The sequence below is a fragment of the Deinococcus sp. AB2017081 genome (genome assembly GCF_034440735.1).
Lineage (GTDB): Bacteria > Deinococcota > Deinococci > Deinococcales > Deinococcaceae > Deinococcus > Deinococcus rufus.
Map to the genome: position 1 here is coordinate 1,393,051 of NZ_CP140098.1, position 24,621 is coordinate 1,417,671.

The following is a 24,621-nucleotide window of genomic DNA, read 5'->3' on the forward strand; positions in this document are numbered from 1 at the left end:
GACGGCCGACGGTCGGGCAGGGGTGTGGGTGGGCCCAGCATGACACGTGGTGTCGGCGGCGTGCGGCGTGGCGAGAGCTACGGCTCACGGCGAGGAAGGCCGTGGTCCGTAGCTCCGGTGGTGCGGTGCGGGGCTCAGGAGGGCGGGGCGGCCCTCACGCGCTCAGGGCGGACGCTTACTGGCCCCAGCAGTTGGCGAGGCCGTACTTGCCGTTCTGGCTCTTGACGCCCGCGTAGGCCTTGTTGGTGATCAGGGTGACGCCGGTGTCGACGTAGCCCGACGCCTTCTTGCCGGTCTTGGCGTAGTTCACGCCCGCGGCGACGCCCATGCTGGCCATCTTGAGGGGGTACTGCTGGCTGGTCGCGCCGATCACGCCGGACTCGACGCTGCGCACGCCGGCGCAGCCGCCGTCCACGGACACGATCAGGACGCTCTTCTCCTTGCCGGCGGCCTTCAGCGCCTGGTACGCCCCGACGGCGGCGGGCTCGTTGATGGTGTACACGACGTTGATGTCGGGGTTCTTCTGCAGGCAGTTCTCCATGGCGGTCTGGCCCTTGGCCTGGTCACCGAAGGAGTCCTGGGCGCACGCCACGCCGGTGTTCACGATGTCGGCGCTCTTGCTCGTCACGCCCTTGATGCCGAAGCCCTCGAGGAAGCCGTTGTGGCGGGCGATGCCGACCGGGTGGCCGGGGAACAGGTCGAGCGCGGCGATGACGGCCTTCTTGTTGCCCATGGCCTTCTTGGCCCACTGGCCGATCAGGATGCCGGCCTGGTAGTTGTTGGTGGCGAACAGCGCGTCCACCGCGCTGGCCGGCTCGGTGGGGGAATCGAGCGCGATCACCATGACGCCGGCCGCGCGGGCCTTGGCGATGGCCGGCACGATGGCCTTGGAATCGCTGGGCGTGATCAGGATGGTCTTCGCGCCGGCCGCGACCATGTTCTCGATCGCGGTGACCTGCCCGGCGTTGTCGCCGTCCTGCTTGCCGGCGGCGGTCATCAGCTTGGCGCCCAGGCGGGTCGCCTCCTTCTGGGCACCCTCCTTCATCTTCACGAAGAAGGGGTTGGTCTCGGTCTTGGTGATCAGGCCGATGATCGGCTGGTCGGCCTGCGCGGTGGCGCTGGTCACGATGGCGGCGGCGCTGACGGCGAGGGCGGCAGTGGCGGCGAACAGTCTGGCTCGTTGCATGGTGGATCTCCTTAACGTGAATGGGGCGGGGGAACGGAGTGCGGACGTGGAGCGCGTGACAGGGCGTCGCCGGCAGGCGGCCCGGTGGAGTGGCGGACGACAAGTTCGGTGGGCAGCTGAACCCGTGCCGGGGTGACCGGGCGGGGCTGCCCCAGCTCATTGATCAGGTGTTCGCAGGCCAGCCGGCCCAGGTCGTAGGCGGGCTGGGAGATCACGGTCAGGGGTGGAGACATGGTCTGGGCCCAGCGGGAGTCGTCGAAGCCCACGATCGACAGGTCGCCGGGGATGTCGAGCTCGAGTTCGCGGGCCGCCAGCACGGCCCCCACGGTCATCTCGTTGTTGCCGATGAACAGGGCGGTCGGGCGCGTACCGGCCGGGCGCCCCAGCAGCTGCCGCGCCGCCCGGTAACCGTCGTCCTCGCGGTGGTGTCCGGGCAGCACCAGGGTCGGGTCATACGGGAGCTGCGCGTCGTGCAGGGCGGCGCGGTAGCCGGCGTGGCGGTCGATCGCCGTGCTGATGTCCTGCTGCCCGACGATCATGCCGATCCGGCGGTGCCCCAGCTCGATCAGGTGGCGGGTGGCCGTGATGGCCCCGCCCAGGTTGTCCACCGTGACGGTGGTACTGCCGGCGTGACCGCTGACCCGGTCGAGTTCCACGACCGGCAGATCCGGCAGCGTCTTGAGGTGGGCACGGGTGCCGCTGGTCGGCGCGACGATCAGGCCGGTGGGCAGGTGGCCGCGCAGCGTGTCCATGGCGCGCAGTTCCTTGGCGGGCTCCTCGTCACTGTTGAACAGGAAGACGGTGTAGCCGTGCTGATCGGCCGCGTCCTGCACGCCCTTGGCCAGCATGGCGTGAAAGGGGTTGAGGATATCGGCGACGATCAGACCGATCGTCCGGGTCTCCTTCTGGCGCAGGCTCCGGGCCAGCACGTTGGGCTGGTATCCGAGCTGCTGCGCGGCCGCCTCGACCCGCTCGCGCGTGCCCGTCGCCACCATGTCCGGCCGGCTCAACGCGCGGGACGCGGTGGCGGTGGATACGCTGGCAAGTCGGGCAACGTCCTGAATACTGGGCATGAGAGAAGAACACCTCTGACACGGCGAATGGAGTGGATTGTCGGAAGTGGGCCCCGAGGGGAGGAGCACTTCTGCAAACGATTACATCGAGATGCCGCCAGTGTGCACCCCGGTCATACAAAAGTCAAGCACCCCCAGCAGACATGGCTGGAGGTGCAGTAATGGGCGTGCTACACGGGCATTACGGGGTGGGTGCATCCGGTGTGGTGTCTTCCGCGCCCACCTGCCGGAGCAGCACGTCCAGGGTCTGCCACACCAGGGTCGCGCACTTGACGCGCGTGTGCAGGGCATGGACACCCTGGAGCGCCATCAGGTCGCCCAGCGACGGATCGGGCTCGCCGGTGCGGATCATGTGCAGGAACGCGTGTTCCAGCTGCGCCGCCTCCGCGACGGTCTTGCCCCGCAGCGCCGAGGTCATGAGGCTGGCACTGGCCACCGAGATCGCGCAGCCCTTGCCGGTGAAGCCGGCGTCCGCGATCACGTCGCCGTCGAGCCGCAGCATCAGCTGGACGTGATCGCCGCAGCTCGGGTTGTGCCCGGACTCCACGTTCGTGGCGCCACTCAACTCCCCGAAGTGCCGGGGCTTGCGCGAGTGATCCAGGATCACCTGCTTGTAGAGGTTGTCCAGAGTGCTCATCCCGCTCCATGCTACGCCGCGGAGGGAACGGATCGCCGACCCCGGACGTGCCGGGCCACGGTTAAGAATCCTGTCACACGCCGCAGGCCATGCTGGCTGACATCCCGGCGGACAGCGCGGAACACGCGCCAACTGCCACCCCCAAGACCAGCGGCCGCGCCTCCGGTGTTCCCCCGTCAGGCGCGGCCCACGGCCATGCTCCGGTGCCGTTCAGCCCACGCCGTACAGCGCCGTGTACTTCCCGCGCAGATATGCCACATAGGGCCCGACGGTCAGCGGCTCCCCGGTCACGCGCTGCACGAGTTCCGCCGGGGTGTAGGTGCTGCCCGGCGCATACACGTGGTCACGCAGCCAGCCGTGCAGCTCCGAGAACGCTCCGCGCGCGACCTGCGCCTCCAGCCCCGGCAGGGCCCGCTGCGCCGCCGCGTGGAACTGGGCACTCAGCACGTTCCCCAGCGTGTAGCCCTGGAAGGCCCCACCGATGCCGCCCCCATACCAGTGGACGTCCTGTAGCACGCCGTCCACGTCACTGGGGGCCCGCAGCCCCAGCGTCGTCTCATAGGCCGCGTGCCACGCCTGCGCCAGGTCGCGCACCGCCAGCCGGCCCGCGAGCAGTTCCCGCTCCAGCCCGTAGCGCGTGATCACGTGCAGGTTGTACGTCAGCTCGTCGGCGTCGGTGCGGATCAGCGAGCGCCGCGCCACGTTCACCGCGCGGTACATCTCGTCCTCGGTCACGTCCGACAGCTGCTCCGGAAAGGCGTCGCGGAAGGCCGGGAAATACGCTGCCCAGAACGCCCGCGAGCGGCCCACCAGGTTCTCCCACAGCCGCGACTGGCTCTCGTGGACGCCGGAACTGACCCCGCCCCCCAGCGGCGTGCCCAGCAGCTCCGGGGCCACCCCCTGCTCGTACAGGGCGTGTCCGGTCTCGTGCAGGGTCGAGTACAGCGCCTCGGTCAGATCGTGCTCCCTGACGCGGGTCGTGATCCGCACGTCCTGGCCGCCCAGGCGCGTCATGAACGGGTGCGCGGTCAGATCCTGCCGGCCGCGCGTCAGGTCGTAGCCGAAGTCTGCCGCGATCCTTCCGCCCACGCGCAGCTGCACGTCCGGCGCATAGAACCGGTGCAGGAAGTCGGTGCGGGGCTCCGGTGCCTGCGCCACGGCCTCGACCAGCGGTACCAGCGCGGCGCGCAGGTCGTCGAACACGCGGTCGACCACCTCGGCCGTCATGCCCTCGTCCGACTGGTCGATGAAATAGTCCATCGGGGAGGCGAATTCCGGGAAGTACGATGCCGCCTGGAGGCTCAGTTCCAGCGTCCGTTCCAGGTACGGCACCATCCGCGTGAAGTCGTTCGCGGGCCGCGCCTCGACCCACGCCGAATATGACTCGCCGACATGCTGCGTGAACTCCTGGACGAAGGTGCCGGGCAGCCGGGTCGCTTCCTCGAACTGGCGGCGGGCCAGGGCCAGTGTCCGCGCCTGCACCGATGTCCAGTCCGTGTGCGCCTGCGCGTCGTCCAGCAGCCGGCCATACGCGGCGTCGGTCGCCCGCTCATGGACGATGCCCGCCAGCAGCGCCTGCTGCCGCGCCCGGCCCCCCGCCGCGCCCACCGGCAGGAAGGTGCTCTGATCCCAGCCCAGCAGTGATCCGATACCGCCCAGATCCGCCAGCTGCTGCCAGTGCAGCGTCAGTGCATTCCAGGTCGTCTCCGGCGTGTGCGAGGTCATGCGTGCAGCGTAGCGCCTTCGTTGTGGTCGCCGTACCGTACCCGCCATTCGGCCTACGCCGCGCGTCTTCCCGGCGGATGCGCAGGCTGCGGGCACCGTGGACACTGAACACATGACCGACCACGCCCTCTCAAGACGCCTGTCCTACCTCCTGCGGCATGCCCCGCACGAGGCCGGGCTGAGCCTGGCCCCCGGCGGCTGGGTGCCGCTCGCGCCCGTGCTGGCGCATCTGCAGGCCACGCGGGCGGACATCGAGCGGGTCGTGGCCGGCAGCGACAAGCAGCGCTTCAGCCTGCGTGAACACTCGATCCGCGCCAACCAGGGCCACAGCGTCCCGGTCGATCTGGAACTCAGTCCGGTCACACCGCCCGACCTGCTGTACCACGGCACGCATCCCCGTGCTCTGGCCGCCATCCGCGCCGAGGGGCTGCGGCCCATGCAGCGGCATCACGTCCACCTCTCGCCCGATCTGGACACGGCCCGGCGGGTCGGGGCGCGGCGTGGTCAGCCCGTGATCCTGACCATCCGGGCGGGGGAGATGCACGCCGCCGGGCATCCATTCTTCGTCAGCGAGAACGGGGTGTGGCTGGTGGGGGCCGTGCCGCCCGGATTTATCGGGCAGGATGCATAGGCTGCGGCCCGGCTGTTGCTGGAACTTCTGTGCAGAACGCCGAAAATCGGATCGGCGGGCGGCAATTGACATGGGCTGTATATCGGGGTATCTTATTTCTATCACCGCCTTTGAGGGCGGGTTTTTCGTTTTGGGCGTTCTGAGCGGGTTCGTCCGCCCTCTTGCCCGCGTCTCACTGCCGACGTTGCCTTCCAGCCCCGCACGCTAGCCTTGGGCCATGACCCTGTCTCAGGCCCGCGCCGCCCTGGCTGCCGCTTCCCGCGTGGCCGTCCTGACCGGTGCCGGCGTGAGTGCCGAAAGCGGTATCCCCACCTTCCGGGACGCGCAGACCGGGCACTGGGCGCGCTTTCGCCCGGAAGATCTGGCGAGCCCGCCCGCATACCGTCGCGACCCGGAGATGGTCTGGGAGTGGTACGCCGGGCGCTACCGCGACGTGCTGGCGGCCGAACCGAACGGGGCGCATCACCTCCTGGCGCGGCTGGAGCGGGAGAAGGGGGCGGGCTTCTTCCTGGCGACCCAGAACGTGGACGGCCTGCACGCCCGGGCCGGCAGTGGGCAGGGCGGCGGGCGCATGGTTGAGCTGCACGGCACCCTGCTGTCTGCACGGGACGAGGTGACGGGCGAGGTCTTCCCGCTGCCTGCGCCGGATGTGCTGGTCACGCCGCCGATCTCTCCGACCGGCCACCGGATGCGTCCGAACATCGTGTGGTTCGGGGAGTACCTGCCGGAAGATGCCCTGCACGCGGCCCAGCGCGCGTTTCAGGCGGCAGAGGTGGCCCTGATCGTTGGCACCAGCGGCGCGGTGTATCCGGCGGCCGGTCTGGCGGGGGAGACCCTGTATGCCGGCGGCACCGTCATCGAGATCAATCCCGAGGAGACGGAACTGTCGGATCAGATGACGTACTGCGTGCGCGACGTGGCCTCACGCGGGTTGGCGGCGCTGATGTCATGAACGATCAAGCTCAGCCCAGTGAAGATTCAGCGGGAACTGCCCCAGCTCCAGCCCGCATCTGGGGTCTGGTAGCCAGCGAGGCCGACCGCGTGGTGCTCTTCCGGCGTGGCCCCTCACGGTGGACGCGTCTGTACGTGTGGGATGCCGCCACGGATGTGCTGACCCCCGGCTCATGGTTTCGTGGCCGGCTGTACGAGTGGATGTGTGACCTCTCGCCCGACGGCGAGCACCTGTTGTACACGGCAAGGAACGAGACTCCTGAACAGGTGTCCGATGCCTACTCCAAGTTCGGCGTGAACATGTATTCGTGGACAGCTCTGAGCGTACCGCCTCAGGTTAGGGCGCTCGGCCTGTGGAATGCCTCAGATGGCTGGAGTGGTGGCGGAGTCTTTGACGGCAACCGCAAGATCATGGTGAACCACGCTGACCTGAAAACACAGCAGCTGATCCATCCCAAGGCTTTCACGGTCAAGTCCGTTGAGGGAAAGCACCGGGTCGATACAGTTCTGATCTCGTTGAACAGGACAAGGTGGCGGGTGACTCACAAGCCTGAACGCTGGCTTGGAATGGGAGAGGCACATCCGTTTACTTTTCAAAAGCGGTCACTGGAATTGCGCTTCATCAGCGCTCACAACTACAAACGGTATGTTCGCTACCGCTGGCTGGCGGACGGCCCAGCCCCTGATCTGGAAGGGGTCACCTGGGCCGACCTGGATCGTCGGGGACGGCTGCTGATCGCCCGCGCCGGACGCCTGTTCATCTGGGAGGACGGACAGGAGGCCGAACTGGCGAACCTGAACGACGACCAGCCGCCCCGCCCAGGACGCGCAGGTGTGGACTGATCCGCTCCGATCTGTGGGAGAAAGCACTGATGGCCCCCGGCCTGGGTGTCCCCCCTCAGGTGTCTGATCGCCTGCACTGCTGGGGCGCGGCGTGGTGTTAGCCTCACGGTGGCCCGCTCGGTTCGGGTGGGCCGCTTCCTTCGGGGCAGGGTGAAATTCCCTACCGGCGGTGATGATGCCCACAGGCGTCTCAGCCCGCGAAGCCCGCGCAAACTGCACCACGCGCAGGCCCGATCTGGTGCGATTCCAGGGCCGACGGTATTACGACGCACAGAGACGCTCAGGCGGATCAAGAAAGGCGAGGGGCCGTCCCCGAGCCTGCGGCGCGTTCAGTCCGGATGAGAGAAGGAGGAACGCTGCCCTGCCACCCCGGCGGGCGGCGACAGCTCATGTATGACAAGGACGCACCACCCGGAAGGGTGGCGGCCGACGTGCCCGTGGACGAGCGCTTCATGACGCTCGCGCTGGAGCACGCGGCCACAGGACTGGGACGCACCGCGCCGAATCCCCCCGTGGGATGCGTGATTGTCCAGGGTAGTGAGGTGGTGGGACGCGGCTTCCACCCAAAGGCGGGCGAGCCCCATGCCGAGGTCTTCGCCCTGCGGGAAGCGGGCGAGCAGGCACGCGGTGCTACGGCCTACGTGACCCTGGAACCGTGCAGCCACTTTGGTCGCACCCCGCCCTGCGCCGACGCGCTGATCGCGGCGGGCATTACGCGGGTGGTCGTGGCGGCCCTCGATCCGAATCCACAGGTGGCGGGGCGGGGGGTACAGAGGTTGCGGGACGCGGGAATCGTGGTCGATGTGGGCGTGCTGGAGGCCCAGGCCGTGCGCCAGCAGGCGGGCTTCCGCAGCGTGATCGCGCGGGGTCGCCCGTGGGTGGTGGCGAAGTACGCCATGACCCTGGACGGCAAGGTGGCCGCGCTGGGCGAGGGCAACGGGGCCGTGAGCGGCGAGGCCGCCCGCGAACGCGCCATGCACTGGCGGAACGAACTGGACGCCATTGCCATCGGCAGCGGCACGCTGAGCCTGGACGACCCGGCCCTGACGGTGCGCGGCGTGCCCAGCGGCCGTGACCCGCGCCCGGTGGTGTTCGACCGCCGCGCCGCGAGTGATCCGCAGGCTCGGGCGTGGCGCGAGGGCGCGGTGCTCGTGACCGCGCCGGACGCCCAGGTGGGCACGCTTGAAGCTGCGGGAATCACCGTGCTGAGGGCCGACACCCTGCCGGACGCCCTGCGCGGTCTGGGCGAACTGGGCCTCAGCAGCGTGCTGCTCGAAGGCGGGCCGACGCTCCTGAGCGCCTTCCTTGAACAGCGACTGGTGGACGAGGTGCGGGTCTTTTTTGCCCCGAAGCTCCTGGGCGCGGGCCTGAGCCCCCTGACCGGCCCCATCCGACCCATGCACGAGGCCCAGACCCTGGACGACGTGACCGTGGAGCCGCTCGGCCCAGACGTGCTCGTGACCGGGCTGCTCAGCGACATCCCACGCCTGTAACCCTTCTTTTCCTGTGGAGGACGGGGCGCGTCCCTGTGCCTCCTGCCGAGGTCAATCATGTTCACCGGAATCATCGAACAGGTGGGGGTCATTGCCCGCACCACTGAGAACGAGGGCAACCTGACCGTCACCATCCAGCCCACGCGCATGTGGGACGATGTGCAACTGGGCGAGAGTATCGCCGTGAACGGCACGTGCCTGACCGTGACCACCTGGGACGCGGCGGGCTTCACGGTGGATCTGAGCCGCGAGACGCTGGCGAAGACCGCCCCGCACTGGCACGGTGGCGCGAGGGTCAATCTGGAACGCGCCATGACCGCCGGGGCACGCTTCGGCGGGCACGTAGTCAGTGGTCACGTGGACGGCGTGGGCGAGATCCTGCGCGTGGACGCCCGGCCCGGTGCCTACACCATGACCGTGCGGGCCGCGCCGCATCTGGCGCGGTATCTGGTGCCCAAGGGGAGCATCACCGTGGACGGCGTGAGTCTGACCGTGGTGGACGCGGGCGGCCCCGCCGGCAGCCGCCCGGAACTGCGCCCCGACGAGTTCACGCTGTGGCTGGTGCCGCACACCCTGGAGGTCACGACCCTGCACACCTGGGCGGCTGGCACACGGGTCAATCTGGAGGCCGACCAGATGGCGAAATACGTGGAACGCCTGATCCTGATGCGCGACTGGACGCCGGACGCGGCCAGGGTGACGCCGTGACCCTGTCCACCATTCCTGAGCTGCTGGCCGAACTGCAGGCGGGGCGGCCCGTGATCCTCGTGGACGACGAACACCGCGAGAACGAGGGCGACCTGCTGATGCCCGCCGCCACCGCCACGCCTGAGTGGATCAACTTCATGGCCCGCGAGGGACGCGGCCTGATCTGCGTGACCCTGACCCCCGACCGGGCACGGGCGCTGGAACTGACCCCTATGGTGGGCGGCAGCACCGATCCCAACGGCACGGCGTTCACCGTCAGCGTGGATCACGTGAGCAACTCCACCGGCATCAGCGCCTTCGACCGTGCGGCGACAATTGCGGCCCTGCTGGACGACCGGGCCGCCCCCGCCGATTTCCGCCGTCCGGGCCACATCTTCCCGCTGGTGGCCCGCGCCGGGGGCGTGCTGCGGCGTTCTGGGCACACCGAGGCCGGTTGCGACTTGGCGCGGCTCGCGGGCTTTGCGCCCGTGGGCGTGATCTGCGAGATCATGGGCGATGACGGCGAGATGAGCCGCCTGCCCGACCTGCTGGCCTTCGGGGCAAAGCATGGCCTGAAGGTCGGCAGCATCGAGGCCCTGATCGCGTACCGCCTGGAACACGATCCGTTCATGCAGCTGGTGGCCGAGGCAAAATTGCCCACCGACTACGGCGACTTCCGCCTGGTGGGCTTCGAGGACACCCTGAGCGGCGCGGAACACGTCGCCCTGGTCATGGGCGAGGTCACGCCGGAGCCCCTGCTGGTGCGCGTGCATTCCGAGTGCCTGACCGGCGACGGCTTCCACTCGCTGCGCTGCGACTGCGGTGCCCAGCGCGACGCCGCCATGCAGGCGATTGCCGCCGAGGGCCGGGGCGTGCTCGTGTACCTGCGCCAGGAGGGCCGGGGCATCGGCCTGCTGAACAAGATCCGGGCGTATCACCTTCAGGACGGCGGCGCGGACACCGTCGAGGCCAACCTGCAACTCGGTTTTCCCGCCGATGCCCGCGACTTCGGCATCGGGGCACAGATGCTGCACCTGCTGGGGGCGCGGCAGCTGCGCGTGCTGACCAACAACCCCCGCAAGCTCCACTCCCTGGGTGGCTTCGGCCTGGAGGTCGTCGAGCGCGTGCCCCTGCACGTGGGCCGCAACGAATACAACGCCGTGTACCTGGGCACGAAGGCCGCCAAGCTCGGGCACATCGGCACGGATGGGAGCGGGGACTGAGGGGGAAGAGGTGGTGGGCTCTGAGCTATGAGCTCTGGGCTATGAACAGGAGCCGGTTTGCTTTTCTGCTGCACTTGCCCGGTTAACCCCTCGCTCCGCGCTCTGCGAGTCCGCCCCTCCGGGGCACCTCCCCTTAGAAGGGAGGCTTTGAAGTGCTGCTCAGTCAGCGTTTTTGTGCCCTTAAGGCTCCCTTTTTAGGGGAGCTGGCGGCGAAGCCGACTGAGGGGTTGTACGTCGCCCCGCCGCCCCATCCCACCCCAACCCCACCCCTCAGAGCCCAGAGCTCAGAGCCCCCTCAAAAGGAGCCCCACCATGAACCGAATCGAAGCCACCCTCCTCGCCACCGACCTCAAATTCGCCATCGTCAGCACGCGCTGGAACCACCTGATCGTCGACCGACTGGTCGAGGGAGCGGAACTCGCCTTCGTGCAGCACGGCGGGCAGACCGCCAATCTGGATCACTTCCTGGCCCCCGGCAGCTACGAGGTGCCGCTGGTGGCCCGCCGGCTGGCCGAGTCCGGCAAGTACGACGCCGTGGTGTGCCTGGGAGCCGTCATCAAGGGCGATACCGACCACTACGACTTCGTGGCGGGCGGCGCGGCGACCGGCATCCTGAACACCAGCCTGCACACGGGCGTGCCCGTGGCCTTCGGCGTGCTGACCACCGACACCGTCGAGCAGGCGCTGAACCGCGCCGGCATCAAGGCCGGGAACAAGGGGGCCGAGGCCGTGCTGGCGATGATCGAGACGGTGAATCTGCTGCGAAAGATCGGCTGAGGCTTATGCTCCAGGCATGAGCCAGTCCACCCGCGCCGTCCGTGCGTTCCAGTCCCACCGCGCCGCCCTGATCGACCTGTACGACCAGCTTCCCGAGGAGCAGGCGAATTTCGCGGCGTGGGAGGGGGGCATGAGCTTCGTGCGGCTCGCTGACCACCTGTCCGCCAGCGTGAACCGCGTGCCGGCCATGCTGCGCGGCGAGAAGCCGGACGCCCCCGGCGCACCCAGTGCCACCCTGGCCGAGGCCCGTGCCCGGCTCCAGAGCACCCAGGACGCCTTCGCGGGTACGGTCTCGACCCTGTCCGACGAGGACATCCAGCGGCGTATTCCGGCCTTCGGTGGCCGGGAGATGCCGGTGTGGATGCTGCTCGACTTCATCACCCAGCACGAGGCGCACCACAAGGGTCAGGCCTGGATGATGGCGCGCATGGTCGGCGTGACGCCGCCGATGTTCGTCAAGATGGGCTGAGCCGGTCTGTCAGCTGCCCCGCAGGACGCGCAGGTAGGCCTGCCACGGCCCGACGTCGTCCTGCAGACCACCGGCCAGCGTGCGGGTGATCTGCGCAAGGTGGTCGAGATCGTGCGCGGCCCACGTGGCAAGGAGCTGCGCGGCGGTGACGGTGCCGAACTCCGGGTGCTGTCCGGTGCGCTCCAGGGTGCTGGTGGACAGCGGGTGATCCTCCAGTGTCCTGAGGCTGCGGGCGCGTTCCACGGCGAAGGCGTCCAGCAGGTCGTTCAGGGGCGTGTCGCGGTGTGTGCTCAGGTGCGCGTGCCGGTCGAAGGGCGGAAACACACCGTCACCGTGCAGGATGGCGTGCAGCCGGGGCCACCAGTTGGTCTGCTCGGCGTGGAGCAGGTGCGCGACGACCTCACGCGGGTTCCACGTGCCCTCGCCCTCGTCGAGCCGCGTCCAGTCGTCACCCAGGTCGCGCAGCAGGGCGTCGAGCGTACCCGGCGTACGCCGCAGCACCTCCAGCAGATCCGGCAGTTGCATGCCCGAGTGTAGGCGTGGAGCGGGCGACAGAGAGAAGGCCGGTGGCCCAGGATCTGGTGCCATCGGCCCTCTGCCCTCGGCTAATTGATCATCTTCGTCTTGTTCGTCATGAAGTCCATCAGGACGTACTGGCCGATGTTGTGCGGCGTGGTGAAGTACGCCTTGCCCTTGGTCATCTCGCTGACCCGGCGGACGAAGCCCACCAGTTCGGGGTCGCGGGCCAGCATGAAGGTGTTGACCTGAATGCCGCTGCGGCGGCAGTTGGCGACCTCGCGCAGGGTCGCGCCCAGCACGTAGGGGTCGAGGCCGTAGGCGTTCTTGTAGATGCGGCCGTCGGGCAGCGTCAGGGCGCTGGGCTTGCCGTCGGTGATCATGACGATCTGCTTCATGTCCTTGTTCTCGCGCTTCAGGAGCTGCTGCGCGAGCCGCAGGCCGCCGGCCGTGTTGGTGTGGTACGGCCCGATCTGTGCCTGGGCCAGCTTGCTCACCGGCACCTCCTCGGCGCTGTCGTGGAACAGCACGAACTTCACGGTGTCACCGGGGTACTGCGTGCGGATCAGGTGGGCCAGCGCCAGCGCGACCTGCTTGGCCGGGGTAAAGCGGTCTTCTCCGTACAGGATCATGGAGTGCGAGCAGTCCAGGAGCACGATGGTGGCGGCCGACGAGTTGTACTCGGCCTGCCGGATGACCAGATCGCTCTCCTCCAGATTGTCGAAGCCCTTGGAGATCACGTTGCCCAGCGTGGCGGTCGTGTCGAGGTTCATCGTGTCGCCGAACTCGTAGTTCTTGAGCTCGCCGGTCATCTCGACGCCGCTGGCGTACTCGCGGGTGTCATGGGCCCCGGCGCTGCTGCGGCCCAGGCCGCCCATCAGGTCGCGCAGGCTCTTGTAGCCCAGGAAGTCGATGCTCTTGTCGGTCAGGTTGAACTTCGCGTCGCCGGGGTCGCCGTTGCCGCCCTGCCCCTCGCCGTCCTCGAACTCCTTGCGGATGAAGCCGTCCTGCTGGAGTCTGTCCATCAGGCGCTCGATCTGCTGGCCCAGCGGCGTCTCGCGGACGTCGTCGGCCTGCATGGCCTCCATCAGCTGCTCCTCGGGGATCATGCCGCGTTCCGCGAGGGCCTCCAGAATGGCGTCGAACAGGTCGTCCATGGATGGTCTGGCGTTGGGATCCGGGTCGTAGGGGTCGTTCATGCCCTGCCCCAGCAGCGCTTCCTGGATCATCTGCATGAGTTCGCTGGAATCCAGCTGATCCAGTTCGCCCTCGAATTTGCTGTACCGGGTGATGCGAGCCATGAAAACCTCCGATGCCAACAGCATGGCGCGTTTGCCGGCCCGCATTTGTAACGGGGGAGTGAGATGCGCTCAGCCCGGCACGACGGTCACGCGCTGCCGCACGGTCACGGTGGCGGTGACCTGCACGCCGCGGGACACCAGCGTGACGTGCACAGGCAGGATCGTCACGCCGCTGGCGCCTCCGGGCAGGCCGTCCCCCCGACGGGTCACCGTGCCGCTGCCCTGGCCGCTGCCCAGGGTGAGGGTCACGCGCGGCAGGGTTCCCCGCCCCCCGGTCGTGAGCGTCCACGGGCCATAGCGGCGTTCCAGGCTGGTCATCGGGGTCTCGGATTCAGGCACCACGGTCACCGGCAGCGGCGGCACGGCCACGCCCCGGTGCAGCTCGGTGCGGGTGTCGGAGGCGGCGAGGACGTACAGCAGCACGTCGAACAGCGCGGAGGCGTCGACCTCGTCATACGGAGGAGCGACCTGACCGGCCCACGCCGGATCGACCGGCCAGCCGGGCGGCAGGGAACGGGCCTCGACCTGGGCTGGCCCCGCCACTCCATCCAGGGTCAGGCGGCGTTCCACACGCAGCGGGGTGGGGATCTGTCCGGCCGGGCCAAGCACCAGCGTGCTGCGCAGGGTCACGTCCTGCACGGTGCGGGAGACCACAGCGGTGAAGGCCTTGCCCTCCAGGGTGACTGTCCAGGCCGCGCTGGGCCGAGTCAGATCGCGGCGGATCGCCTCCAGGGTCGCGGGGTCGGTCGCCGCGCCGTCCACGCCGCTGACCTGCACGTCCGAGACCGTCACATGGGTGCTGACGCTCACGCGGGCCGCGCTGGCGGCGCCGACCGGAGCACCGGGCAGGGCCGCCAGCGCGGGTACGGTGCCTCCCAGCAGGGCGGCGACCAGCACCAGCAGGCGGGGGCCGGCGTTTGGAATGTGTCTCACAGTTCCAGCGTACCGGCTCCAGCGCCCCTTGCGGCCGCGCCTCCTGCCGGGTGCGTCACAATGGCGGCATGACGTCTCCTGCACGGCCCCTGCGACCCGATGCCCGCCTCGTGCGGCTTCATGCCGAGTCCGGTGGCGATCCCCAGTCCCGGCTGGCCGGCGCCCTGGCCGATCTGGAGGGCGCGGCGTGGGGCCTGCTGCTGCGTGACGAGGCCGCCCTGGCCCGGCAGCTGGCCGCCCTGCTCGGCTCCGGCACGCTGCGTGTGGACGCCCGCGTGCGCGTGGATCGGGAGGCCCTGGCCGCCGCCGGACTCGCCGCCGCCAGCGTGGACGGCGACTGGCGGGGGGCGCGCGCCGCGTGGCTGCTGGAACCGACCGAGGCTGATCTGGAGCGGGCCCGCCGCTCCGGGGTCGATGTGATCGTGGACGGCACCCTGGCCCCGGGTGGCGGGTGGTTCGCGCAGGGCGCGGCGCTGGTGGTGTACCGCGACAGCGTGACCGTCACTGGTCACGCAGACGCCCCCCTGAGCGCGGTCTTCGGGACGGGCCGTGCCCCCGAGATCGCCGCTCCCGCGCCCAGCGACCTGATCGTGGGGCTGGCCCTGCGCGACGTGGCGACCCTGCCGCTGCGGCTGGCCCGCGCCGCCCGCACGGTGGCGCAACTCGCCGATCGTCTGGGCGGCGCGGCCCAGCCCGCCGGCCCGACCGCCCTGCTGCTCGCCCCGGACGCTGCTCCGGACTCGGATGCGCCGCTGGGCGGGGTGGTCGCCAGCAGCCGCAGCGTGCCCGGCGGCGTGCTGCTCGCTCCCGGACTGGAGGAGGCCGACACCGCGCTGGCCCTCCTGCGCAGTGCAGAGCCAGCCCAGGCTGCTCCCCGCCCGGCCGAGCCGCCCCGCCGCGAGGAGGTTCGGCGCGAGGAACCCAGACGGGAGGATTTCAGACGGGACGAACCTCGCCGCGAGGAACCCAGGCGCGACGACTTCCGGCGCGACAGCCGGGGCGGTGACCGCAGCGGCCGCGACCGGGGTGGCCGGGATCGCCGCGACTTCGGCCGGGGCGACCGGCCTGATTCGGGGCGACCCGCACAGCCCGATGTGCCGGAGCGCTTCACCTTCGACGCGCCGGAGGTCACCGAACCCGCCAGCGTCCCCCCGGTGCCCGCCGAGGAGACCTGGGAGCCGGAGATCGTGTACAGCGATATCGCGCAGCCGCAGCTGAAACTGCCCATTCCGGTCAGCTCCGGCCCGGACGCCCCCAACCTGGGCGACGAACTGCCGGATGTCCTGCACCAGCCCGAACACGTGACCCCCGCCGACGAGCACGACGTGCCCGTGGACATGGCCCCGGCAGACGAGACGCCCGCCCAGCCCGAGGGGCGCCGCGACGGCGGCCGCCGCGACCGCAGTGGCCGCCCGGACCGCAACCGTGCGCCTCAGCGCCGCCCCGAGGTTCAGGCCGAGCCCACCCCGGATACCGCTCCGCTGATCGCCCCGGACCTGCCTGTCGCTGCTGTCGATGGCGGCAAGGACGACCCGGCCGCCACCCTCTCTGATGAGCAGGCTGCCGTGTACGCCAGACTGCGCGAGTGGCGCAACGCCGAGGCCAAACGCCAGGACATCAGCCGCTTCATCATCGCCAGCAACGCCACCCTGGCCGAAATCGCCCGCCGCGTCCCATACACCGAGGCTGACCTGAAGGCCGTCAAGGGCATGGGGCCGGAGCGGCTGCGCAAGTACGGCGACAAGATCCTGGAAGTCGTGCGGGGCTGAACGGAATCCAGGGAGGCGTTCACCCTCCCTGGTTCTTCGTCCTGAACAGGACTTGAAGATCGTTGGGAGTGCCGGTCAGGTGGGCCCGTACTGATGCTCCTCCGGTAGTTCTGCCTCCTCATGCACCGCCTGGGCGATCCGGGTGGCCAGGGGGAAGTCCACGGCGGCGTACCACGCTTCCTCGAGGCCGCTGCCGCGCTGCCGGTATACGCACATGCTCGGGCCATAGCTGCACGAGCCCAGGCAGCCGCTCTCGGTCAGGCGCAGGCTGCCGCCCTTCTTGTAGTACGCCAGGGACTGCCGCTCCAGGTGGTTCCACAGCGCCTTATGGAGCAGCGCCGAGCCACGTGCCTGACAGTTCGGCCCGGTGCAGACCAGCAGGTGGCCGGAGGTCTTGAAGTACAGAGGCGGCATAGGTCAGTCCTCCGGGACGATCAGCAGGCGGTCGGCGTCGCGCAGTACGCGGATGCGGACGCCGTACGCGGCGTGCAGGTGGGCGGGCGTGAGCACCGTGTCCGGTGTGCCGCTGGCGAGCACCTGCCCCTGGTGCAGCAGCACCACCCGGTCGGCGCGGGCGGCGAGGTTCAGGTCGTGCAGCACAGCGACCACGCCCAGTCCCCCGGCAACCTCGCAGCGCAGGTGCCGGATGACCTCCAGCGCGTAGGCCAGGTCGAGGTGGTTGGTCGGCTCGTCCAGCAGCAGGAACCGCGGCCCGGCGACCAGAGCACGGGCCAGGGCGACCCGCTGCCGCTCGCCGCCCGACAGTTCTAAGACGCGCCGGTGCTCGAACTGCCGGGTGTCCGTGCGGCTCAGGGCGTCGGTGACGGCGTCCTCGTCCTCCGGCGTCCACGGGCGGGTGGGGATCAGGCCCCAGCGCCACTCGCCCGCGCCGCGCCCCAGGGCGACCACGTCGCGCACGCGGGTCTGGTCGGGCAGCGCCTCGCTCTGGGCCAGGAAGGCGAGGTCGCGGGCACGGTCGGCGCGGCCCAGGGTGTCCAGGGGCTGCCCGCCGACCCGGATGTCGCCCGCCTGCACGGGGCTCAGGCCCAGCAGGGCCCGCAGCAGGGTGCTCTTGCCCGCGCCGTTGGGGCCGATCACGGCCGTGAACTGCCCGGCCGGAAAGACGGCACTGACCCCGCGTACGGCGGGATGCTCGCCCGCACGGACATGCACGTCTACGGCCTCCAGGGTCATGGGGGTGGTCAGCACGTCAGTCACGCTGCCTCCGGAGGAGCCACAGGAAGAAGGGGCCGCCCAGCAGCGTGGTCACGATGCCCACCTGCGACAGCACGGTGGTGCGGGCCAGCAGGTCGGCCAGCACCAGTCCTGCGCCGCCCAGCGCCGCCGAGGTCAGCAGCAGCGTGCGGTGCCGCGCCCCGAACGCCAGCCGCGCGATGTGCGGCACGATCAGGCCGACGAAGCCGATGATGCCCACGTACGCGACCGCGCCCGCCGTGGCGACGCTGGCGCTCAGCACGACCAGCAGCCGCAGCCGCTCGACCGGCACGCCCAGCGAGCGGGCGGTCAGGTCACCGAGCTGCAGCGTGTCCAGAGCCCGGGCCAGCAGCAGCAGCACGCCGCCTCCCAGCGCCACGTAGGGCAGCACTGTCAGCACGTCCCGCCAGCCCGAGAACCCCAGGTCGCCCAGCGTGTACGACAGCACCAGCCGCGCCCGGTCTTCGCCGCGCAGGATCAGGGCCGTGCTCGCCGCGCTGAGCACGCTGCCTACCACCACGCCCGACAGGATCAGCCGCGTGGGCGGAAAGCGGCGGCCCTCGCGGGCCAGCGCCAGCGTGACCGCCACCGCGCCCAGGGCCGTGACCAGGGCCGAGAGCGGGATCATGGCGCGGGGCCAGTCCAGCACGACCGCCAGCGTGGCCCCCAGTGCACTTCCGCTCGCCACGCCCAGCAGGTACGGATCGGCCAGCGGGTTGCGGAACACGCCCTGGAACGCCCCGCCGCTGACCGACAGCGCCGCGCCGACCAGCACGCCCATCACCACGCGGGGCAGCCGGATCGACCACACGATCACGTCATTGCCCGCCAGTTCCTGCCCGGTCACGCCGCGCCACAGGGCACCCACGACCTCGCCGGGCGGAATGGTCACGCTGCCCAGGCCGGTGCCCAGGATCACGGCGACGACCAGCAGTGCGGCCAGCCCCAGCGTGCGCGGCACGCCGGCCGCCCAGGGCCGGTCCGGCCGGGCGGCGCGGGCCGGGGTGCCGGTGCTCATCGCCATCTCCCGCGCCGCCCGTTACCGGAACAGTTCCGGGTGGATCAGCCGCGCCAGTGACCGCAGGGCGGCGGGCAGCCGGGGGCCGGGACGCGACAGGCTGCTGCTCAGCTCGACGGGCAGGGCGATGACCCGGCCGGACTTCACGGCGTTCAGACCCGACCAGCCGGGCCGGGCCGCCGCCGTCTTCCGATCCACGCCCAGCATGAGCTGCGGGTTGGCCTTCACGATAAACTCAGGATCGACCTTCGGGAAGTCGCCCATGCTCTCGGGGATGATGTTCCGTGCGCCCGCCTTGGTGAGCAGCACGCCCATGAAGGACTTCGGCCCGATCGAGTACGGCGTGGGGTCGATCTCGAAGTACGCGGTGGGCTTGTTCACGGCGGCGCGGGTCAGCACCTCGGTCTTGGCGATGTCGCGGGCCATGGTGGTCACCAGCGCTTTTGCGGCGGCCTCGCGATTCACGACCCTGCCCAGGGTCAGCAGCTTGCTGAACACCTCGTCATACGTCTCGGGGTTCAGGGCGAACACGGTGATGCCCGCCTGGGTCAGGGTCTCGCTGACCTTGCCGTACTTGCTGACCAGCACCAGATCGGGCTTCGCGGCCACGATCGCCTCGATGTTCGGTGTGTACAGATCCCCCATCTTGGCCACGTTCTTCACTTGTGCCGGGTAGTCGCTGTACTGATCTACCCCCACCAGCCGCTCGCACAGGTTCAGGGCACACAGCGTCTCACTGGTGCTGGGCAGCAGCGACACGATCCGGCGCGGCTCGGCCTTTACGGTCACCCTGCGGTTCAGGTCGTCGGTCAGGGTCAGGGGGTACGTCGTCGCGGCGGCGCTGCCCGCCAGGGCCAGGGTGGTCGTCAGGGTCAGGATCTTCATACGTCTCCTTCCCTTCGCATAGAAAGCCGCCCCGCCAGGCGTCCTGGGGGGCGGAAGTGGTGCGCGCCGGCTGCAGAGTCCGGGCGTTCCCTCCTTCCGCGAGAGGTCGTGCCACACGCGCCGCTCGGGGCGGGATTCGCGTGGACGGTGCAGGTATCCGGACTTCCCCAGGGGACTGGAGTCACCGTTGCGCGACAGTGCCGGACTGGGCCACGCAGGACTGAGCCTGCCACGCCGTCACCGGGCTTCCCCCGCAACCATCGCCGGACACTATAGCGGCGGTTCGGGTGCCGACCTCCGCTGGAGATCACGGTGGGCCAGGAGTACGCTCGGGTATGCCCTGGATGCTGCTTGTCCTGACCGTGGGGGGCACGCTGTCCACGTCGGCCCGTGCACCCGTGCTGACGCGCCCGCTGGCAGTGCTCCCGGCGCTGGTCGCGTGCCCGGCGGCCGTCACAGCCAGCGCCGTTCCACGTGAACCGTACCGGCCTGGATCGGCCGTGGCGGTGCCCATTCCGACCCGTGTGGACGCGCGGCTGTGCCCGATCCCGCTGGCGGGGACTTCGCCCTCCGTGGAACGCTGAGCGTGCCCGGCTGGATGCTCGGCGTCGCCTCCATGCTGCTCGCCGGCCTGACGATCGATCTGGTGACGGGCCGTTCTGGCCGGACGGCAACACCGGGCGGGGCTGATCTCCCCACCTTCCGCCCCGTCCTGCTGGCGTGAGAGGCGCAGATGCGTGCCGACCGTCCCCGTGATGCGGCGCTCCGGGCCGATGTGAACGGGCTGGGCACGAGCCGCCGGTCTCTGCGGGCGGATCAGCAGCGCTGGGAGATCGATGCCATCCTTGAACTGCGCGGTGAACGCACGCCCTGCGACTGCGCCGCCGTCGGCACGGGGCCAGGGCTCACGGTGATCTCGGTCACGTCGCCGCTGTGGTGGACGCCGCCGCCGTCCTGACCCCCGCCTACCCCGCCTGCGACAGCCGCGCCAGCTCCGTGCCGAGTTCGGCGGTCACGGCCTTGATGCCGCCCTTTGGAGAGATGGGCGGGCCGAAGGTCACGATCCAGCGGCGGCCGTCCCTGCGGATGCCGGCGGGCAGGATCGGGGCACGGCCCTTGGCGGCGATCAATGCGACGCCGCCGTGCAGTTCGGTGCCGCCGCGTGTGCCCTCGGGGAAGATGCCGACCGTGCCGTTCTCCTTCAGGACGCGCAGGGCGGTGCGGATCGAGGCCACGTCGTTGCCGCTGCGGTCGACCGGGAAGCTGCCGCCGGTGCGGATGATCCAGCCGATGACCGGCAGGAACAGCTCTTTCTTGGCCATGAACTGCAGAAAGCGCCCACGCGGCAGCGCCCGCGCGACCAGGAAGGGATCGAGGCCCGACACGTGGTTCGCGGCGATCACCAGCGGGGTGCCGGGGGGCGGGACGTGCTCGGTGCCGCGTACGTCCAGCTTCATGCCGCTCAGGAGCACCGGCAGATACGTGACGGCCACGACCAGGGCATACATGTGCGGGTTCACGACGGGCGCAGCCTCGTCCACGGTGGGGCGGGCGGGCGTGGACGGAGCCGGGGTGGGATCGGGACGCCGGACGTCACTCATGGTTCGCAGGATACGCCCAAAGGGGGCCAGGGCACGGTCTGATCCGCGAACCGGCGTAGCCTCGGGAACATGAACATCAGCGTGATCGGAGCAGCGGGCGGGGTGGGCCGCCGGGTGGTGGCGCAGGCCACGGCGGCGGGACATGCCGTGCGGGCACTGATCCGCACCCCGGAGCAGGCCGATATGGTGTCGCTGCACGGGGCTTCCCCAGTGCAGGGCGACCTGACGGGCGAGTGGGAGACCGTGCTGGACGGCGCAGACGCGGTCGTGTGGGCGGCGGGTGGCGGGGCCGGCGGGAACTTCCAGGCGATCGACGGCGACGCCCTGATCCGGGTGGCCGACACGCTGCTGGCCCGTGGCCCGCGCCGGCTGGTCGTCGTGAGTTCCATGGGCGTGGATCGTCCGGAGCAGATGCCGCCCTTCCTGGGGGACGTGCTGCGGGTCAAGGCTCAGTCGGACGCTCACGTGCAGAACAGCGCCCTGGACTGGACGATCGTGCGGCCCGGCGGGCTCACCGATGAGCCGGGCACCGGACTGGTGCATGTCGCATCCACCGCCGGGCGGGGCAGCATTCCCCGCGACGATGTCGCGACCGTGGTGCTCGCGTGCCTGGGCGATCCGGCCACCGTGGGCCAGACCTTCGAGGTCGTCTCCGGCAACGACGCGGTTGCGGGTGCGCTGGCGGGGCTGGGCGGCTAATGACGTCGTATCGGGAATGGAGAGGTTCCGGCGCCTTCCCGCAAGCTCGTCATGTGAGTGGTGACGTCCTTTCTCCGGTACTCGCTTTGCTCGGTTGATCTGAAGATCAACTTCGACCACCTGAGCTCCTAGTCCTCGTCCGCCTCAGCCTCGTCCGGGTCGTCGCTGTCGTCGGCCCAGTCGCCGGCCAGGACGCTGCGCACCGCCTCCAGGCGCTCGCGGCACGCGGCGTAGGCGATCCGCGCCTCCTCCAGCAGGGGCAGCACGCGGTCGAGGTCGGCGTCGCCACTTTCCAGTTCTCCGGCGATGCGGGCCAGGGTGGCGTAGGCGTCCCGGTAGGACGTGATGGGATCGGGACTCATTCCGAGTCCGATGGTACCGGTTTCCAGCACCGATGCCCGCAGGCCGGAGGAAGGCGGGGCATCACGTGTTCAGGCTCCCCGCGACCTTGCCGGGCCCGCGTTCGCAGCACACAATGACCGTCAGGAGGGTTCATGCGTCCACGCTTCCGTCCGCCTGCGGTGCTTGCCATGCTGCTGCTCGCCGCGCCCGTCGTCGCCGGTGGGCGTGACCCGCTGCCCCCGCTCTCGAGCCCCGACCCGGTACTCGCGGTCGCGGCGGGTACCGACGGCCAGGGGCGGGCGGTCGTGGCGTGGATCGCGCGCGAGGCCGGGCTGGAACACCTGCACGCGGCGCGGCTGTCGGGGGGCGGGTGGCAGGATCTGGGTGGCGTGCTCAACGAGAAGGCCCGCTCGAACGCGGCCAAACCCACGGTGCATCCTGGCCCGGACGGCAGCGTGTGGCTGGCGTGGGAGGAGGGGAGTGGCGCGGCGCACATCGACTCGTACCTGATGTCAAACCTGACGCCGGACGGGTGGACGAGTCCGGCACCGTATGCGCTGCGCCGCAACCTGTCGGACGCGGGCCGCTCGCGGTCGTTCGTGGCCGGCGGCGGCAACCGGCCGCTGGTCGGCTGGACGGACATCGGCACGCTGGGGCGCACCTTCCCGAGCCTCGTGTCGCTGCGCGTGTGGCGCGGCGCAGACTGGCAGGTGACGCCGCCGGTGAACCTCGACCCGCGCATTCCGGCGTTCATGCCCAGTGTCGCCCAGGCGGGGGCGGACGTGCTGCTGGCCTACGTCGAGGGGGCGACCGCGCAGTCCGACCTGTGGGTGCGGGCGTGGAATGGCCGGGCGTGGCGCACGCTGGGGGGGCGGCTGAACGTCCGGCCCCGCACCTACGTGTTCCTGCCGCAACTGCGGATCGATCCGGCGGGCCGCCCGGTGGTCGCGTGGCTGGAGGATCACGGTGGCGTAGACGCCCTGCACGTGTCGCGCTGGGACGGCGTCGCGTGGCGGCGGCTGGGCGGTGTGGTCAGCACGCCGGGGCGGCTGGCATCGTCGGTGTCGCTGGGTTTCGATGTCCGGGGCCGCCCCGTCGCCGCGTGGAACGAGGGGCCGGATGGGGCCCGCACCGTACAGGCCGCCCGCTGGGACGCCGGGCACTGGATGTCCCTGGGCGGCCCGCTGAACGCCGACCCCCGCGCCGACACGGATCACGCGAGCCTCGCGGCCGGGCGGCCGGGCATGGTACTGGCCTGGCGGGAGTTCATGGGCGGGCACTGGAGCCTGCAGGTGCGGCGGCTGGAGTAGGAAGGAGGCGGCGGGGCCGGGCTACGCTGGGGCATGACCGCCCGTGCCGACCACCTCCACTTCGACCTGACCACCCTGCCGCAGGCGGCGCGGTACAAACTCGTGACGGGCATCGTCGTGCCCCGCCCGATCGCGTGGGTGAGCACGCTGGACGCGGCCGGGCACGTGAACCTCGCGCCGTACTCGTTCTTCAACATCATGGGTTCCGATCCGCCGGTGGTTGCCTTCGCGCCTGGCGACCGCGCTCCGGGCATTCCCAAGGACACGGCGCGGAACATTCCGTCCGGCGGGGACTTCACCGTGAACCTCGTGAGCCGCGACCTGGCCGAGACCATGAACGCGACTGCCACGGACTTTCCCGCCGAACTGGGTGAACCGGAACACGTGGGCATCGCGCTGGAGCCGGGCGTGACCGTCGCCACGCCGCGCGTGCAGGGCAGCCCCGCCGCGCTGGAATGCCGCGAGGTGCAGACCGTGCGGATCGGCAACACCCGCATCATCCTGGGCGAAGTGCTGGGCGTGAGCATCCGCGCGGATGCCGTGCTGGACGCCGGGAAGCAGTACGTCGACACGGCGGCCCTCGACCTGATCGGCCGGATGGGCGGGCGCGGCGGCTACGCGACGACCCGCGACGCCTTCACCATCGACCGCCTGACCTACGCGCAGTGGCAGGAGCGGGACGGGGGAGAGGACAGCCGCTAGACCGGCGCTCCTCCGGCCTTCAGCAGCGCCGCATCGGCCCACAGGTAGCGGGCGGCCAGGGTGCGGTAGGGGCTCCACAGCTCCAGCACCTCGAAGTGCTGGGCGTTCGGGTGCAGCCGGGCCAGCCCCTGCCTGAGGGCCAGGTCGCCCATGCTGAACACGTCGGGGCGGGCCAGGGCGAACATCAGGAACATCTCGACGGTCCAGCGGCCGATGCCCGGCAGGGGGAGCAGGGCGGTAATCACGGCCTCGTCGTCCAGGGTGGACAGGTGGTCGAAATCCACTGCGCCGGACTGTCTGGCGGTGGCGATGGCCTGCACGGTGCGCACCTTGGCCCACGACAGGCCCACACCGCGCAGCGTCTCGCCGGGAGCCTCCAGCAGCGTGAACTCGTCGATGGTGCCCAGCGTGTCGAGCAGCCGGGCGTGGATGCTGGCCGCGGCCTTCACGCTGAGCTGCTGCCCGGTCACCGAGCGGATCAGCGTGCCGAAGGGGTCGGGTGTGGGGGACAGGACGGTCAGGTCGCCCACCCGCGCGATCACGCCCTGCATGACCGGGTCACGGGACAGGTGCGCCGTCGCGTCGATGTGATGGATCAGCGGAGCAGTCGACCGGTGCATGGACGTCATTCAACC

Annotated in this window: 28 protein-coding genes and 1 riboswitch; of the genes, 14 read left to right on the forward strand and 14 right to left on the reverse strand. The window is 70.3% G+C overall.

Features of this window, described 5'->3' with window-relative positions; translation table 11 throughout:
• Positions 1-175 precede the first annotated feature (175 nt).
• The 4 genes from U2P90_RS06805 to U2P90_RS06820 all read right to left on the reverse strand — a co-directional run bounded on the left by U2P90_RS06805 (position 176) and on the right by U2P90_RS06820 (position 4,621).
• The gene (locus tag U2P90_RS06805) at positions 176-1,186 is read right to left on the reverse strand and encodes a sugar ABC transporter substrate-binding protein (protein WP_295820222.1); all 1,011 of its coding nucleotides are present in this window, start codon (positions 1,184-1,186) and stop codon (positions 176-178) included.
• A gap of 11 nt (positions 1,187-1,197) precedes the next feature.
• On the reverse strand, positions 1,198-2,259 hold the full coding sequence (locus U2P90_RS06810; RefSeq protein ID WP_322474320.1) for a LacI family DNA-binding transcriptional regulator: 1,062 nt from the start codon (positions 2,257-2,259) through the stop codon (positions 1,198-1,200).
• Between the two features lie 181 nt (positions 2,260-2,440).
• A complete protein-coding gene (gene sufU / locus U2P90_RS06815) occupies positions 2,441-2,896 on the reverse strand; it encodes a Fe-S cluster assembly sulfur transfer protein SufU (RefSeq protein ID WP_322474321.1) in 456 nt (151 codons plus the stop codon).
• Between the two features lie 210 nt (positions 2,897-3,106).
• The gene (locus U2P90_RS06820) at positions 3,107-4,621 is read right to left on the reverse strand and encodes a carboxypeptidase M32 (protein WP_322474322.1); all 1,515 of its coding nucleotides are present in this window, start codon (positions 4,619-4,621) and stop codon (positions 3,107-3,109) included.
• 112 nt (positions 4,622-4,733) lie between these two features.
• Between U2P90_RS06820 and U2P90_RS06825 the strand changes: the two genes are divergently transcribed.
• From U2P90_RS06825 to U2P90_RS06860, 8 genes are all read left to right on the forward strand, one after another.
• Positions 4,734-5,252: an RNA 2'-phosphotransferase gene (locus tag U2P90_RS06825; protein WP_322474323.1), complete on the forward strand. Its 519-nt coding sequence runs from the start codon at positions 4,734-4,736 to the stop codon at positions 5,250-5,252.
• A gap of 217 nt (positions 5,253-5,469) precedes the next feature.
• Positions 5,470-6,204 (forward strand): Sir2 family NAD-dependent protein deacetylase, encoded by a 735-nt coding sequence (locus U2P90_RS06830; RefSeq protein ID WP_322474324.1) that lies wholly within the window; start codon positions 5,470-5,472, stop codon positions 6,202-6,204.
• Complete coding sequence (locus U2P90_RS06835; protein ID WP_322474325.1) at positions 6,201-7,046, forward strand: hypothetical protein; 846 nt, start codon at positions 6,201-6,203, stop codon at positions 7,044-7,046. Before U2P90_RS06830 ends, U2P90_RS06835 begins: the two co-directional genes overlap by 4 nt.
• Before the next feature lie 132 nt (positions 7,047-7,178).
• Positions 7,179-7,400, forward strand: a riboswitch (FMN riboswitch).
• A gap of 35 nt (positions 7,401-7,435) precedes the next feature.
• A complete protein-coding gene (gene ribD / locus U2P90_RS06840) occupies positions 7,436-8,539 on the forward strand; it encodes a bifunctional diaminohydroxyphosphoribosylaminopyrimidine deaminase/5-amino-6-(5-phosphoribosylamino)uracil reductase RibD (protein ID WP_322474326.1) in 1,104 nt (367 codons plus the stop codon).
• A gap of 57 nt (positions 8,540-8,596) precedes the next feature.
• Complete coding sequence (locus U2P90_RS06845) at positions 8,597-9,247, forward strand: riboflavin synthase (RefSeq protein ID WP_322474327.1); 651 nt, start codon at positions 8,597-8,599, stop codon at positions 9,245-9,247.
• Positions 9,244-10,449, forward strand: coding sequence for a GTP cyclohydrolase II (ribA, locus tag U2P90_RS06850; protein WP_322474328.1), 1,206 nt, complete (start codon positions 9,244-9,246; stop codon positions 10,447-10,449). The genes U2P90_RS06845 and ribA overlap by 4 nt, the downstream gene beginning before the upstream one ends.
• A 312-nt stretch (positions 10,450-10,761) precedes the next feature.
• Positions 10,762-11,226 (forward strand): 6,7-dimethyl-8-ribityllumazine synthase, encoded by a 465-nt coding sequence (ribH, locus tag U2P90_RS06855; RefSeq protein ID WP_295820859.1) that lies wholly within the window; start codon positions 10,762-10,764, stop codon positions 11,224-11,226.
• 16 nt (positions 11,227-11,242) lie between these two features.
• The gene (locus U2P90_RS06860; RefSeq protein WP_322474329.1) at positions 11,243-11,695 is read left to right on the forward strand and encodes a DinB family protein; all 453 of its coding nucleotides are present in this window, start codon (positions 11,243-11,245) and stop codon (positions 11,693-11,695) included.
• A gap of 9 nt (positions 11,696-11,704) precedes the next feature.
• Here U2P90_RS06860 and U2P90_RS06865 read toward each other — a convergent pair whose 3' ends face one another.
• From U2P90_RS06865 to U2P90_RS06875, 3 genes are all read right to left on the reverse strand, one after another.
• Positions 11,705-12,220 (reverse strand): DinB family protein, encoded by a 516-nt coding sequence (locus tag U2P90_RS06865; RefSeq protein ID WP_322474330.1) that lies wholly within the window; start codon positions 12,218-12,220, stop codon positions 11,705-11,707.
• Between the two features lie 80 nt (positions 12,221-12,300).
• A complete protein-coding gene (locus U2P90_RS06870; protein WP_322474331.1) occupies positions 12,301-13,512 on the reverse strand; it encodes a vWA domain-containing protein in 1,212 nt (403 codons plus the stop codon).
• A gap of 69 nt (positions 13,513-13,581) precedes the next feature.
• Positions 13,582-14,445, reverse strand: a complete 864-nt coding sequence (locus U2P90_RS06875; RefSeq protein ID WP_322474332.1) for a hypothetical protein — start codon at positions 14,443-14,445, stop codon at positions 13,582-13,584.
• A 68-nt stretch (positions 14,446-14,513) separates the two neighbouring features.
• Between U2P90_RS06875 and U2P90_RS06880 the strand changes: the two genes are divergently transcribed.
• A complete protein-coding gene (locus U2P90_RS06880; protein ID WP_322474333.1) occupies positions 14,514-16,214 on the forward strand; it encodes an HRDC domain-containing protein in 1,701 nt (566 codons plus the stop codon).
• Positions 16,215-16,289: 75 nt separating this feature from the next.
• Here the strand turns inward: U2P90_RS06880 and U2P90_RS06885 are convergent, their stop codons facing one another.
• From U2P90_RS06885 to U2P90_RS06900, 4 genes are read right to left on the reverse strand one after another with little or no spacing between them, the layout of a single operon-like run.
• Positions 16,290-16,628, reverse strand: a complete 339-nt coding sequence (locus U2P90_RS06885; protein WP_322474334.1) for a (2Fe-2S) ferredoxin domain-containing protein — start codon at positions 16,626-16,628, stop codon at positions 16,290-16,292.
• A gap of 3 nt (positions 16,629-16,631) precedes the next feature.
• The gene (locus U2P90_RS06890) at positions 16,632-17,408 is read right to left on the reverse strand and encodes an ABC transporter ATP-binding protein (protein WP_322474671.1); all 777 of its coding nucleotides are present in this window, start codon (positions 17,406-17,408) and stop codon (positions 16,632-16,634) included.
• Positions 17,409-17,424: 16 nt separating this feature from the next.
• Positions 17,425-18,447, reverse strand: coding sequence for a FecCD family ABC transporter permease (locus U2P90_RS06895; protein WP_322474335.1), 1,023 nt, complete (start codon positions 18,445-18,447; stop codon positions 17,425-17,427).
• Between the two features lie 21 nt (positions 18,448-18,468).
• Positions 18,469-19,332: an ABC transporter substrate-binding protein gene (locus U2P90_RS06900; protein ID WP_322474336.1), complete on the reverse strand. Its 864-nt coding sequence runs from the start codon at positions 19,330-19,332 to the stop codon at positions 18,469-18,471.
• A gap of 538 nt (positions 19,333-19,870) precedes the next feature.
• Here U2P90_RS06900 and U2P90_RS06905 point away from each other — a divergent pair.
• Entirely contained in the window at positions 19,871-20,056 is a 186-nt protein-coding gene (locus U2P90_RS06905; RefSeq protein ID WP_322474337.1) for a hypothetical protein, read from the forward strand.
• 9 nt (positions 20,057-20,065) lie between these two features.
• Positions 20,066-20,290 (forward strand): hypothetical protein, encoded by a 225-nt coding sequence (locus U2P90_RS06910; protein WP_322474338.1) that lies wholly within the window; start codon positions 20,066-20,068, stop codon positions 20,288-20,290.
• Between the two features lie 7 nt (positions 20,291-20,297).
• On the opposite strand, the gene U2P90_RS06915 is transcribed toward U2P90_RS06910, so the two are convergent.
• Positions 20,298-20,933 carry a lysophospholipid acyltransferase family protein gene (locus U2P90_RS06915; RefSeq protein ID WP_295820839.1) on the reverse strand — a complete coding sequence of 212 codons (636 nt, stop codon included), beginning with the start codon at positions 20,931-20,933 and terminating at the stop codon, positions 20,298-20,300.
• 69 nt (positions 20,934-21,002) lie between these two features.
• Here U2P90_RS06915 and U2P90_RS06920 point away from each other — a divergent pair, with 69 nt between their 5' ends.
• Positions 21,003-21,632 (forward strand): SDR family oxidoreductase, encoded by a 630-nt coding sequence (locus tag U2P90_RS06920; protein ID WP_322474339.1) that lies wholly within the window; start codon positions 21,003-21,005, stop codon positions 21,630-21,632.
• Positions 21,633-21,760: 128 nt separating this feature from the next.
• Here the strand turns inward: U2P90_RS06920 and xseB are convergent, their stop codons facing one another.
• Positions 21,761-21,994, reverse strand: coding sequence for an exodeoxyribonuclease VII small subunit (xseB, locus tag U2P90_RS06925; RefSeq protein ID WP_322474340.1), 234 nt, complete (start codon positions 21,992-21,994; stop codon positions 21,761-21,763).
• 132 nt (positions 21,995-22,126) lie between these two features.
• Here xseB and U2P90_RS06930 point away from each other — a divergent pair, with 132 nt between their 5' ends.
• Entirely contained in the window at positions 22,127-23,284 is a 1,158-nt protein-coding gene (locus U2P90_RS06930) for a hypothetical protein (RefSeq protein WP_322474341.1), read from the forward strand.
• Between the two features lie 33 nt (positions 23,285-23,317).
• Positions 23,318-23,986 carry a flavin reductase family protein gene (locus tag U2P90_RS06935; protein WP_322474342.1) on the forward strand — a complete coding sequence of 223 codons (669 nt, stop codon included), beginning with the start codon at positions 23,318-23,320 and terminating at the stop codon, positions 23,984-23,986.
• Here U2P90_RS06935 and U2P90_RS06940 read toward each other — a convergent pair.
• Entirely contained in the window at positions 23,983-24,615 is a 633-nt protein-coding gene (locus tag U2P90_RS06940; RefSeq protein WP_322474343.1) for a DNA-3-methyladenine glycosylase family protein, read from the reverse strand. The genes U2P90_RS06935 and U2P90_RS06940 overlap by 4 nt on opposite strands.
• Positions 24,616-24,621: the final 6 nt, after the last annotated feature.